We start from the raw sequence: 12,652 nt of genomic DNA, 5'->3' as shown, positions 1-12,652 counted from the left end.
TCCCTTTCCTCAGCTTTGTGTTTTAGTTTCTTTATTGTCCGCCGGCGCGTTTACTTTCTCTACATTGTTGATCACTTCCGCGATGGCCACTGCCAGCGCGTCCGCCGTCCGGTAGCATTCCTCGAAGCTGTTGTCGACGCCGCCGACTTCAATCAGCAGGCTGTTCGGCGAAAAGTTTTGATTATACACGCCGTTCCCGTCCACGGATTTCGCATGAATCCCCTTGGATATGCCGGGGAATTTCTGCTCAAGAGCCTGATGGACCTGCTCCGCCAGCTCGTAGTTTTGCTTCCAGTTCGGATTTTTCCCTCCGATAATGAAGAACACCTGCGCATAGTCCTGCCCGTTAATCTTGACCGTGGTCCGGTCGCGCCGCTGCGAATCTCTATGAATATCGAAGTAGTATTTCAGATCAGGATGCCCTGCCGATGCTTCTTGAAGTGTTTTTAAAGAATATTTGTAGGACAAGTGGTATTTGAAATCCTTCTCGCTCGCGGGATAATTTTTGTTGGAGTGAACCGCCCCAATGCCTTCCTTCTCCAGCATCATGGCTAGTCGGAGTCCGACATTCGTAATGTTGGTTTTGGCGTCGTATGCCAGATCCGGATCCTTCACTCCCGGTAGCTCAGGCAAATAGGATTCCTGATTGTGAGATTGATAGATAAAGGCTACATTCTTTCCGGCCGTCTTGGGCGGCTGGGCTGACGGCTGCGGCTGCGGCTGAGCCTGCGGGTCCGAAGGGGCAGGCTGCTGACTCAGCTCAGTTATATCACCCGGCTTGCCGGTCGTGTCCAGCTGCTGCTTCGGATCATAATCCGCGGGAGAATCATAGTTTGGATTCGATTTGAGAGGGACCGAGCGATCCTGCGATAAGACGGGCATCTCTCTTGAGATCAGCGTCTTCGGATCATTCGGGTTAATGTCCGTCATCATCGCAAAGAGAAAGCTGGAAACGTTTGACTGTGAAAAAGTGAAGCTTTTCCGGTCGGCTTGCAGGTGCGGCATCTCCATCCCCATCATATCCATGAAGAAGCGGCTTGATACCGAGGCCGCCAGCCCCTTCATCGATGCGGATGGCGTCGTGTCCGTCATGCGGGACTGCACATATCCTAGCAAGCCTAACGCTATGAAAAACAGCAAGCATCCTGTCATAAGCATCATAACGGCACGAGTGTAAACACCGGCTTCTTGTCCGATTTTGCGATATTTGCTTAGATTAACCGTTACCGCTGGCCATTTCATGTAGGAACTACCTCCTTAAAGCGTATCTACTAACAACTCTATGAGCGGCTAATAGGAGATAGAACCGGGAATCTCATAAATTTCTCTACGATCTAGTAAACTAGGAACATTCGGCGGCGCCTTGCCGTCTCGCAAATAAGCGTGCACACCGGGGTATGCACGCTTTCCGAGCTTAATGAGTATAGGCCGCTACGTTGTTTACATCCACTGCTTGATGCAGCGCAGCGTTCAAACCGCTGGCAATAATGTTCGCGATATCTTCGATAAATTGGTCGATTTCCTTTGGCGTTACCAGCAGATCATGCCCCAGAGGATCGAGAACCTCCTTCACCAGCTGCAGCCGCTCATTCTCCTGCATGGAATCGAGCAATCCTAGGATCTGACCCGTGTTTGCCGTCTGCTGACTGAAATGGCGGTGCATCAGGTCAAACGCCGTGTTCACGATCGTTGAAGCATAAACGACCGTCGGAACGCCGATTGCGATACAAGGAACGCCCAGCGTTTCCAGTGTCAGCCCCTTGCGTTTATTCCCGATGCCGGAACCCGGATGAATTCCCGTATCTGCGATTTGGATGGTCGTATTCACTCTTTCGAGCGAACGGGAGGCCAATGCGTCGATGGCTATGACCAAATCCGGCTGGGACTTATCCACGATCCCCTGCACAATTTCACTTGTCTCAATCCCTGTCGTGCCAAGCACACCGGGGGCAACCGCACTTACCGGACGATAGCCGGGACTTACCTGACCAGGCATCAGCTCAAAGAAATGACGGGTCACCATCACGTTCTCCACCACCATTGGTCCCAGCGCATCCGGCGTCACGTTCCAATTACCGAGACCGATGATCAGCACCTTGGCGTTCGGACCGATATTCAGCTTCTGCAGGAATTGCTCGAACTGCTGGGCGAATACGGTAGCCACCCGGTCCTGCAAGGCCGTGTCCTTACGGCGAAGCGCCGGTACTTCAAGCGTAATGTAGTGGCCCGGGAGCTTGCCGAGTGCCCTGGAACCCTCTTGTGAATGAATATCAATGACGCTGACTTTAATGCCCTCATCTTCAAAATGGCTTGTATTGACACCCGGGATTTCCGGTCCGGAAGCAGCCGAGGCTAGATCGCGCGCTTCGAGTGCAAGATCGGTATAGGCCGAATAACGGCTTAAATCCATGCTCATGAAGGAATAGACCCCTTTCCGATTCGTTCTGCGCCTATATTGTGTGACAAAGCAGAGGCGCTTATACAAAGTTTTGGCAGACAAGCCTTGACGGCTCTATTGCAATTTGGATTATGCCATGGTAGAATATCTAGAGTTGTCAGAATGAACCGTAGGGTTTTCCTGCAAGTTGTAGTAGGAGGTGAACGTCATGCCAAACATCAAATCCGCAATTAAGCGTGTGAAAGTGAGTGAAAAGCGCCGTCTGCGCAATGCATCTCACAAATCCGCTCTCCGTACGGCTGTTAAGAACTTCGAAACAGCTGCTGCAGGTGAGAACGTAGCTACTGCTAAGGAAGCTTTGATCACTGCCAGCCGCAAGCTGGACAAAGCAGTGACCAAAGGTTTGATCCATAAAAATGCAGCTGCTCGCAAAAAGTCCCGTTTAGCGAAGAGACTCAACGCGATCTCCGCACAAGCGTAAGACAATGAAGCAGATAAAAGACCATGTTTCCGGCACACCCGGATGCATGGTCTTTTTATTTGGCTATTTAGGCAATCAGCTTTAGCAGGAACATTTCGAGTCCAAGCACCTTATCGATTTTGCCGCTTTTCATCTGGTAGTCCAGCTCCCCCAGCTGCCTAAGAATACCGGCCAACCTTTTCATCTCGAACCGGTTCGCTTGTCCCGCGGCTATCTTTACTGCATAGGGATGCAGCCCGAGCTGAGCAGCCATTTGCTGCTGAGAGTAACCCTGCTGCGATAAATCCTTTACTTGAAACATGATGCGAAACTGCCTTGCGATGAGCGCTACGATCTTGATCGGCTCTTCCTTGCGGCGGAGCAGCTCATTCAGCATCGTAAACGCTTGATCCAGCTTCAATTGAACAATGTGCTCGATCAGCAGGAAAATATTTTGTTCGGTGGTACGGGTTACGAGCTGCTCCAGGTCGGCAGACGTCAGCGTCCCCCCTTGTCCTACATAGAGTGCACACTTCTCAATTTCCTTCTGCAGCGTTTGAAGCCCTGTTCCCGAATAAGAAATCAACTGTTCACTGACCCCCGGTGCCATTCGAAAACCCGCCTTCTCCGCTTCCGCCTGAACCCATTGAGTCAGCTCATCAGAGGATAACACCGAGCAAGGAACCAGCGCATCCGCTTCCTTTAACGACTTCACAATCTTCTTCCGCTCGTCCAGCTTATCGGCAGGAACCGTAAAGACGAGAACGGAAAAATCCGCGGGGGAGCTAAGATAGGCGGTAAGCTTGTCCAGCTTATGCTCTACCTTCCCGCCTTCCTTAGCACCGGTGAGGAAGAGGGCATTCGAGGCAACGACCACCTTGCGCTCTACCATAAACGGCAGTGTCTCCGCCTCCTCGATCACGACCTCCACGGGTGTCTCCGAAAGATCGTACTTCGATACGGCGAAGGTCCTCTGATCCGGAGCAATCAGCTTCTCTACCAGCTTATCTATCAGCTCTTGTATCAAGTAGAATTCGTTGCCGTAGCAAACATATACCGGAGCAAAGCTCCCCTTCTGAATGTGCCTTATCGCGGTCTTGTAATCCATAACCTCATCCACCCTTATTTACGCTATTCCCCATCATACCAACAACAAAGGGATTACGTCAAAGCCCTGCGAGCTTTGAGCGTAATCCCTTTGCCCGAACCCCATCTATATAAACACCGGAGGGCAGGCTCTAGAAACCTTCCCGTTCTGGTGGTCATACAAGACGTGAATCGAGTGCGATGAACTTAGTATACTATACGCAGCCGCAGAGCAATGTGTGCAGCTTCTTCCATCATTTCATGGGGTCTTCAGCTTCTCTTCCTTAAGCTCCTTTACCCGAATGGTATACGTTTCCTTCGTTTGCTCGGACACCTTTACTTCATAAGTAAACACAAGCTCGGGAGACCATCCGATGAGGGTGACCTGCTCCGGCTTCCACTGGTAGCTGGAGGTGAAGACCGCCTTCTGCTGCGCATTGTCACGGATGACGACATGCCCCTCCGCATTGAGGGAAGCCGTATATTCATTCCCGGCGGACGTGCTTTCCTTCATACCGCTCTGATCCTGAACGGAAGGATGTGCGAAGGAAGCCATCGGCGGTAATGCCGCAATACCATACTGCTCACCCGGAGTTTGCCGGAAATTGCCCATACTGCCTTCCGGGGCTGATTCCGTACCGGGAGATCCCATCTTGCCCATCAATGTGCGCTCCGGCTCCGGAGCGGCTGTTGCTGCCGGCGATTGAACAGGCTCTTGACTGCCGTCAGGCGGAACGACTTGCTTCTTCAATGCCATCGAATCACCAGGAGCCGTTTCAGTCGCTTTTGCGTCCGCAGCGGCTTCAGGTTCTTCCTGCTTCGGGGAAGGAGTCGGTGCGGGCGCAGCGTTTGAAGGGTTGATCTTCTCCGACTGCGGCGGTGCGGCCGGAGCCTTATCCTTCGGGGCTTCGTCCTGCATCGTCGGCACCTGCTTGGATTGCGGAGCATCGGACTTCATATCGTTCGCAGCTGCGGGGGCAGCCCCTCGAGCCATCGGGGCCGCCGTCGACGCTTGCGGTGCAGCCCCGTTAACCTCCGGCTTGGCCGAATTGGACGTAGATGCCGCTTTATCCGCACTTCCGGCGCTGATGGAAAGCAGCACTTCCGCCTTCTGATCGTTAGAAGACAATTGCTGCTGACTGAATACGAAAAATCCAAGCACTAATCCTGCAGCGACAACGCCGCCGGCAACGGGAAGCGAGACCCACTCGCGCATCCGCTGGCGCCAAGCCGGTATGTGCCGGCGCTTCGCAGGTTCAGCGGTTTCGACCGCTCCGGACACCTCACCGGCATCAATCAGCTGAAGTCTTGGCATGATCGAATCAACAAGACTGACGGGCGGCGTCACCTTCGGCAAGCTTTCCAATTCCTGCGAAAGGTTGACTAAACGTTCAAACAGTTCGGAACAAGCCGCGCACCCCTGAACGTGCAGGAGCATTCGGCGATATTCGGTTTCATCGAGATCCTGATCGAGGTATCTCTGCATGAGTTCGATCACCTCTTGACACATCATCCCCGTACACTACCTTTCTGAACGATTCTCATATCCACTCTGCTTCCGGTCATCCTTGGAACACGTCCGTACCGGTCTTTTTGTAATCCCGCAGAATCGTTTGCAGCTGCTGCCTGGCCCGGAATAAATACGATTTGACCGTATTGATCGGCAAGTCCAGCGATTCGGCGATCTCGTTATACGAGAAGTCCTGTAAATATCTAAGAACGACGACCGAGCGGTGATGCGCCGGAAGCTGGTCTATCGCCTCTCGAATATCTTTGGCAATATAAGCGGACATAACTTCATCTTCAACGGTTTTGTGCGCGGTAAAGCTCATATCGTGCTCATCGATCGAAACCGTGGGCTTGGAACGCCGGAACTTGTCGATACACAAATTCGTTACGATCCGCTGCACCCACGTTTTGAATTGAGCCTTTTCCTCATAGGAATTAATTTTCGTATATATCCGGATTAACGCTTCCTGTGCGGCGTCCATCGCATCCTGCTCATTGCCCAGAATGTAATAAGCGGTTCGATAAACGTGAGTCTCGATTTCGCGCAGTAGGGTTATTAGAGCGTCGCGATCGCCCGATTGGGCAGCCTTGATGAGTTCTGGCGCTACCACTGGGATCCCCCTCTCTTGCAACCTTACAGACGAAGTGTCCTGACCAAAGGTTGCAGTGACATAGGCTCTTTTTAGCATATCAAAATATGTACTCTAGGTACATACATAGCATTTATTCGTAGAAATGCCAACAATTAACGACTTTTACGGCTCTGCCTGCTTTCAGACGGCTTTATTTCCGATACGGCAATACCTAGCAAAATGGTTGCAATACCGATCCATTGCAGCGGCCCCGACGCCTCTCCCAATAAAAGGGCGGAACACAGAATGACGACGGGAAGCTCAATCGCCCCGAGTACGGAGGACAGTCCCGTATCCAGCTTCGGCGCTCCTTTGGCATACAGAAAAGTAGGAAGCACCATGCCAAATACGCTGAGCAGCAATCCCCATAACCAAAGCCCTTGCTGAAGCGATCCGTTCCATAGGAACTGAGGCGGATAGATGACCGCTACGAAAATGGACGCGCCCGTGATCATCCAGGCACTTCGCTGCAGCGCGGGAAGCTCCGTTTCCAGCCGTCCGCTGAAATAAATAAAGAACGTATAGCTCGCCGCGGACAGCAAGCCGAGTATCAACCCGAGGGTGTCAAGCTGAGCCAGGCTTTCATACGAAAATCCGGTTGCAAGCAGCGTTCCGCCCAAGATCAGCAGCACGGCCCAGCCTTGATTCCGGCCCGGCCTTTTGCCTTGAAGCAGCCAGTCCAGCAGCAGGCCCATCCATGTAAATTGAAACAGCAATAAAACGGCGATCGATGCATCCAGCATTTGCAAGGAATAATAATAGAACACACCGGTCATTCCGGTGAAGGAGCCCCCAGCCAGCAGCTTCAGAATCGAGCTTTTGGTTACCTTGCGAAAAGACCCCGTTGTATAGCAAAGGATCCAAAGCATCGCGGCCCCAAACATTACTTGACTGCCCGTAACCTCCGACGCGGAGAACCCGGCAGCATATCCCAGCTTCACGATACTGGATAAAATTCCATACGAAGCAGCGCCAAAAAGCACATAAATACTTGCTTTCCATTTGGTGCTCATCATGCGCACCTTTCTTTCTAAAAGTTACCCTCGCCCACCCGCCTAGCCCCCAATCCTCGGAAGCCCGCAACTTATAAATTTAACAGAGATGGCTATAAGAGACAAGAGGAAACGGACCCATTGTTGGGTAAAATTTCCTTGTACCAAAAAAAGCCCCGATCCCCCTCTTGACGGACAGGGACTATGGTAATTGGTAGATCACCTTAGTGAGCCGGGAAAAAGGCCATTTGCAAAATAAAGATAATGCCGAACGCATAAAGCATCGGATGAACCTCTTTGCCTTTGCCGCTCACGAGCTTCATCAGCGGATAGGTAATAAAGCCGATGGCGATCCCTGTAGCGATGCTGGAAGTGAGCGGCATCGTCAGCAGAATGGCGAAGGCGGGAAACGCCTCGTCAAACTCCTTCCATTGAATGCGTGCCAGCCCCTCCATCATGAAGCAACCGACAATGATCAAGGTAGGTGCCGTGATTGCCGAAAGGGAGGAAATCGCGGAGATGGCCGGCGAGAAAAACATCGAGATTGCAAACAGCATCGCCACCACAACAGCGGTCAAGCCGGTTCTCCCCCCTGCGGCTACGCCGGCAGACGACTCAATGTAAGCGCTGGATGGGCTTGTCCCGAACGCAGCCCCTACCGTTGTTGCAGCCGCATCCGCCATCAATGCGGAGCGGACCCGCGGGAAGTCTCCGTTCTTGGCTAAGCCGGCCTGCTCCGCAACGCCGATCATCGTTCCCGTCGTATCGAATATCGTCACCAGCAAAAAGGCAAAAACAACCGTGTACAGACTATGGCTGAACACTACGCCAAGGTCCATATCGAACAGCACCGGAGCCGGCGGCATGGAAACGACGCCTTCGAAATTCAGCAGATTCATGAAATATCCGACGATGGCGGTGACGACCATCCCAATAAAGAGTGCTCCGCTAACTCGCTTGGCCATCAGCACTAACGTTAGAAACAAGCCGATTAAGGTGAGCACCGTGGCAGGCTTATGCAGATCTCCGAATGCGACCATCGTCGCTTCGCTGGGAACGACGATGCCGGACATTTTCAGCCCGATAAAGGCAATGAACAATCCGATCCCGGAAGTAATCCCGTACTTCAGCGAATTGGGGATGGCTCTCAGAAGTGCGGCCCGGAAGGAGCTCAGACTTAAGAGTACAAATAGAATACCGGCAAGAAATACCGTGCCGAAAACAACTTGATAGCTGAGCCCCTGCGAGCCTACCACACTGGCAAAGTAAGCGTTCATCCCCATCCCTGGCGCAATGGCAATCGGGTATTTGGCCAGCAGCCCCATGATCAGGGTGCCTATGACAGCCGAAATGATCGTAGCCATGAAAACTTGTTCGAAAGGAACACCGGCTGAGGAGAGAATGGCCGGATTTACGATAATGATATAAACCATGGTTAAGAAAGTGGTGATGCCTGCGATAAGCTCCGTTTTTACCGTAGTTCCGTGCTGCTGCAGCTTGAAAAATCGTTCCATAGTCCGCCTCCGCAATATTCTTAGGTGAAAAACAAAAAATCCCGGCTCCAGCGGACACGAGGTGCCGCTTTCGTAGCCAGGAATTACGGTTCCTTGTAGATACCCTTACCCGATTGTAAGGTTATACGAAAGTTTGATTTTGGATTATCATGTTTTCCCCTTTCGTATAATAGACAGATTTCGGTTCGATGTCAATGTGTATAGCTTATATTATTCGGATTTTGTTGATGATTATTTATCTATCCTACACGCGCTGAGCGAATATTCGCGAAAAAGCGAACATTTATTGTATTGCGAATTACGAAAGCTCAGCTACATCTGCTTCCGCCGCCTTGGCCAAATCCGCACCGGACATAAAAATTTGCAGTCCTCGGCGTCCCGCGCTTATGCTAACCGGATTCAAGGAAAGCGCCGTGTCATCAAGGTATAACGGATACTTTTTCTTCATTCCCAAGGGCGATACGCCCCCGCGAATATATCCGGTAAGCTGCTGCAGCTCCTTCACCTGAACCATCTCCACCTTCTTATTCCCCGACAAAGAGGCCAATCTTCTCGCATTCAGCTCCCGGTCTCCCGGAAGACAGGCTACCAGGATGCCAGTTTTATCCCCTCGTAAAACCAAGGTCTTGAAAATTTGGCTGCTATTAATGCCTACCTTGCTTGCGACAGTTAATGCGTCCAGCTGCTCCTCATCCCATTCATACTCATGGAGCGTATAATGAATTCCCGCTGCGTCCAGCATACGGCAGGCATTCGTTTTCGAAGACATATCGTACACGTTCCTTCCGGCATATCATAATGTGATTACCTACCATTATAAACGAAATTCACGTTAAGGAGCACCCGCCAGCTTCGTACGGACTTCGATCTTGCCTTCGCGGACTCTCATCTGAATTTCCCCCTGCCGATCGGTACGGAAAAGACTTGCCCCGGAGGTCGCCAGCCTCTCCACGACAAGAGCATTCGGATGTCCGTAGAGGTTATTAACGCCTGCGGAAATCACAGCGTTACGCGGCTGTAACACCTTCAGCCAGTCGTCCGAAGTAGAGCTTTTACTCCCGTGATGAGCTACTTTCAGTACATCCAAATTTTCCGTCAAGATGCTGCTGATTCCGGACCAGCGCTCAAGGACCTGTTTCTCCGCAGCAGCATCCATATCGCCTGTAAACAGCCATCGCGTTCGGTCCATTTCCATGAGAAACACCAAGGAGCTTTCATTTTGTTCCTTTTCGATACGTATGGCTTCCGATTCGCCCGCCTCCGTCCCAAGGGGATGAAGGAACATCAGCTTCGTCAGCTCATCGGCCTCCAATCGGTCCCCGGCTTGCGCCGAGATCAGCTGCGTTCCTTTAGCCAGCGCCGTTTCGAACAGCTTTTCCACCGCATCCGTCGGTTTTAACGTACCGTTAAATATTAGGCGGCTGACCGGAATTTGCTCTAGAACCGCCTGCAGTCCTCCGACGTGATCCATATCCTGATGAGTTATGATCAAGTAATCGATTCGCTGCACGCCGCGCTGCTTCAGCAGCGGGACGAGCAGCTTGCGGCCGACCTCGTACGGATCCTTCCTTTCCTTCCACTCCTCTCCGGCTTTGCGGAAGCTCAAGGTTCCTCCTCCATCAACAAGCAGGGTCATCCGGCTCTTCGGAGTTTGAATCATAATGCTGTCTCCTTGCCCTACATCCAGAAATTGCACCAGACCTGAACCCGTCCAACGAGGGTAGACATATCCGTAAAAGAGCAGCGATGAAAAGCAAAGAAAGGAGATCACAGATAAGTGCACGGGTCTCCAATTGAAAAATGCAGGTATTTCCTTGGTCGTTTGCAGCTTAGGCTGCGGCGTTTCACCCTCACTGGTTTGCTCCAGCCACTCTACGGCGCCGATAGCACTGAGCGTCAGGAGCAAATAGTACAGCACAATCCATAGAGGGGAAGGCTTCGGCCAAATGGTCTGGAATAGGTCCCAGCCGGCCAGCCACTCGATGGCAACGAACAAATAATGATTGACTTGAATAATTAGCCAGGCTAAAAGCTTACCCGCTGCGGGCCAAACAAGTCCGAGCATCAGCGCTGCCGTTCCCCCCGGCATAATCAGCATGCTGAATACTGGGACAAGAACAAGATTGGCCGCCAGCGACAGCAGTGAAAATTGGCTGAAATAATAAATCGAGATGGGAAAAGAGATCAGCTGAGCCGTCACGGTTATCGATACCGCATCTTTTAAGGAAGACTGCCGGATGGGCAGCAGCCGATTCATATAAGGCACTCCCAGGATTAAGCCGATGGTCACGAGAAAGGATAGCTGAAAGCTGACATCCATGAGATAGTAAGGCTCCCATAGAAGCATAGCCACCGCAGCCAGCAGCGTAATGTGGAGGCCGTCCTTCAACCGGTTTCGGTACGCGGCGTATAAAGCGACCATCGCCATCAGCCCCGCACGTACGATCGAGGGAGAGGCTCCCGTAATTAGGACGTAGAATGGCATAAGCGCTATGGAGGTGAGTAAATACGTCTCCTTGGTCATCCCGAAACGGCGCATGATCCAAAGCAGGCAAGCTAGGAAGATCGCTACATTCAAGCCGGAAATCGCGATAATGTGTGTGAGCCCCAGCTTGGAGAAGCGTTCGAATTGCTGCGGATCCAGATCGTCGGTAAGACCGACCAGCATGCCCTTCATAAACCCGGCCTGCTCCTCAGGGAACAGCTGGTCCACCTTATCGGCCAGCTTGCTTCTGACCGCATCATTCCAGCGAAGGGGGAGCCACCAGCCCCAGTCATCTGCAGCCGGAGGTAACACCTGTTGAGCGGCCAGCCCCTTGACCGTAAGCTGCCAATGCACCTTCTGCAAACGCAAATACCGCCGGTAATCGAAGCCTCCGAAATTTCTTGCCTCCCCCGGCTTGCGTAGCGTTCCGGCCAGCTCGGCCACATCGCCGCGCTTCCAGCCAAGGGCGATCTCCTTCTCCTCCAGCTTCAGCAGCCGAATGCTAACCTGGAGCGTCTCACCCTCTTTGTCCAGCAGCTTTGCTTGAAAGCTCGCGCGATCCCCGTCTACCTGTACCGGCGACACAATGCGCACCTTAAACTGCCGCTCCGACTCCTCCCATGCCTCAGGTATCGCCGATTGATTGCTTCGGTCGTAGGCAGCATATACTCCCGCAGCAACGGCTGCGACAAGTGCACCCCGCAGCAGCCATCCGCCGAAGGGCGGACTCCATACCGCAAGGCCGCAGATTAGCGCCGCTCCGGTCAATGACACCTCCCATCCGAGCCATGCCGGCTGAAATACATAACCCAGCGCATAGCCGGCAATCCAGCATAAGGCATACCATACTAGCGGCCGCTGCTTCATTACATTCCCCTTTCCGCCGCAATGCAAAGAACCTCTGCACACGGCTGCTTACACCGATATGCAGAGGTTCTTCCTCTTGCCAGCCTATTAATGTTGAACTTCCGACATAGCTCCTGCGGGAGGCTCATATTCTTCCAACGCGCGGAATCGCACGCCTTTTTGCTCCATGAGCAGCCTTACCTTGTCGCTGTCTTTCGGGTAAGGCCTGTGAAATACGATTTCAATGATTCCGCTGTTCGCCAGCATATTGGCACATGTCCAGCAGGGCTGGTCCGTAACATACACGACCGATCCCTCCCTGTCCTTCCGATCCGTAAACAGAAGCAAATTTTGCTCCGCATGGATTGTGCGAATACAGCGCTGCTTCTTGATGACCTGCTCCTGTCCCTCTTCCTTTACGAGCTCATACTCCTCCACCAGCATACAGCCGGCCTCCGAGCAATCCTGAACTCCCATCGGAGCGCCGTTGTAGGCTGCGCCCAGCAGCTTTTTCCCTTGCACAAGAACGGCGCCTACATGACGTCGACTGCATTGGGAACGCGTAGAGGCCATGTAAGCCATGTCCATAAAATAAGTGTCCCAATCCTTACGGGGCGTCGTCGATTTCTCCTGCTGCTCTGCCATGCTGACCTCCTGCTTTTGCGTCTTTTGTAGTAATTACTCGTATTTTCTCACATGATGTCAAGAAACGGAAGCCATTTTTTTCATC

11 protein-coding genes and 1 riboswitch are annotated in these 12,652 nt (G+C 52.4%); of the genes, 1 reads left to right on the top strand and 10 read right to left on the bottom strand.

All coding sequences use genetic code 11. The features are described from left to right. Positions 1-9 precede the first annotated feature (9 nt). Both spoIIP and gpr read right to left on the bottom strand, forming a co-directional pair. Positions 10-1,242, bottom strand: a complete 1,233-nt coding sequence (spoIIP, locus tag QMO62_RS03130) for a stage II sporulation protein P (protein ID WP_284638661.1) — start codon at positions 1,240-1,242, stop codon at positions 10-12. 172 nt (positions 1,243-1,414) lie between these two features. Continuing rightward, on the bottom strand, positions 1,415-2,416 hold the full coding sequence (gene gpr / locus QMO62_RS03125) for a GPR endopeptidase (protein WP_284638660.1): 1,002 nt from the start codon (positions 2,414-2,416) through the stop codon (positions 1,415-1,417). Between the two features lie 190 nt (positions 2,417-2,606). On the opposite strand from gpr, the gene rpsT reads away from it, so the two are divergent. Next, on the top strand, positions 2,607-2,879 hold the full coding sequence (gene rpsT / locus QMO62_RS03120) for a 30S ribosomal protein S20 (RefSeq protein ID WP_284638659.1): 273 nt from the start codon (positions 2,607-2,609) through the stop codon (positions 2,877-2,879). 67 nt (positions 2,880-2,946) lie between these two features. Here rpsT and holA read toward each other — a convergent pair whose 3' ends face one another. The 8 genes from holA to QMO62_RS03080 all read right to left on the bottom strand — a co-directional run bounded on the left by holA (position 2,947) and on the right by QMO62_RS03080 (position 12,567). Continuing rightward, positions 2,947-3,966, bottom strand: a complete 1,020-nt coding sequence (gene holA, locus QMO62_RS03115) for a DNA polymerase III subunit delta (protein WP_284638658.1) — start codon at positions 3,964-3,966, stop codon at positions 2,947-2,949. A gap of 237 nt (positions 3,967-4,203) precedes the next feature. Next, positions 4,204-5,454 (bottom strand): anti-sigma factor family protein, encoded by a 1,251-nt coding sequence (locus QMO62_RS03110; RefSeq protein ID WP_284644843.1) that lies wholly within the window; start codon positions 5,452-5,454, stop codon positions 4,204-4,206. A gap of 52 nt (positions 5,455-5,506) precedes the next feature. Beyond that, positions 5,507-6,064 carry an RNA polymerase sigma factor gene (locus tag QMO62_RS03105; protein ID WP_284638657.1) on the bottom strand — a complete coding sequence of 186 codons (558 nt, stop codon included), beginning with the start codon at positions 6,062-6,064 and terminating at the stop codon, positions 5,507-5,509. A gap of 134 nt (positions 6,065-6,198) precedes the next feature. Further along, positions 6,199-7,098, bottom strand: coding sequence for an EamA family transporter (locus QMO62_RS03100; RefSeq protein ID WP_284638656.1), 900 nt, complete (start codon positions 7,096-7,098; stop codon positions 6,199-6,201). A gap of 203 nt (positions 7,099-7,301) precedes the next feature. Then, the gene (locus QMO62_RS03095) at positions 7,302-8,591 is read right to left on the bottom strand and encodes an NCS2 family permease (protein WP_284638655.1); all 1,290 of its coding nucleotides are present in this window, start codon (positions 8,589-8,591) and stop codon (positions 7,302-7,304) included. Positions 8,592-8,644: 53 nt separating this feature from the next. Then, positions 8,645-8,740: riboswitch (purine riboswitch) on the bottom strand. 149 nt (positions 8,741-8,889) lie between these two features. Next, the gene (gene ybaK / locus QMO62_RS03090; RefSeq protein WP_284638654.1) at positions 8,890-9,360 is read right to left on the bottom strand and encodes a Cys-tRNA(Pro) deacylase; all 471 of its coding nucleotides are present in this window, start codon (positions 9,358-9,360) and stop codon (positions 8,890-8,892) included. A gap of 63 nt (positions 9,361-9,423) precedes the next feature. Beyond that, positions 9,424-11,943, bottom strand: a complete 2,520-nt coding sequence (locus QMO62_RS03085) for a DNA internalization-related competence protein ComEC/Rec2 (protein ID WP_284638653.1) — start codon at positions 11,941-11,943, stop codon at positions 9,424-9,426. A gap of 87 nt (positions 11,944-12,030) precedes the next feature. Beyond that, positions 12,031-12,567 (bottom strand): deoxycytidylate deaminase, encoded by a 537-nt coding sequence (locus QMO62_RS03080; RefSeq protein WP_284638652.1) that lies wholly within the window; start codon positions 12,565-12,567, stop codon positions 12,031-12,033. Positions 12,568-12,652: the final 85 nt, after the last annotated feature.

The sequence above is a fragment of the Paenibacillus silviterrae genome (assembly GCF_030167925.1).
GTDB classification, from domain to species: domain Bacteria; phylum Bacillota; class Bacilli; order Paenibacillales; family NBRC-103111; genus Paenibacillus_G; species Paenibacillus_G silviterrae.
The sequence above is the reverse complement of the archived record's forward strand: the minus strand, read 5'-3'. Positions and strand labels throughout refer to the sequence as shown.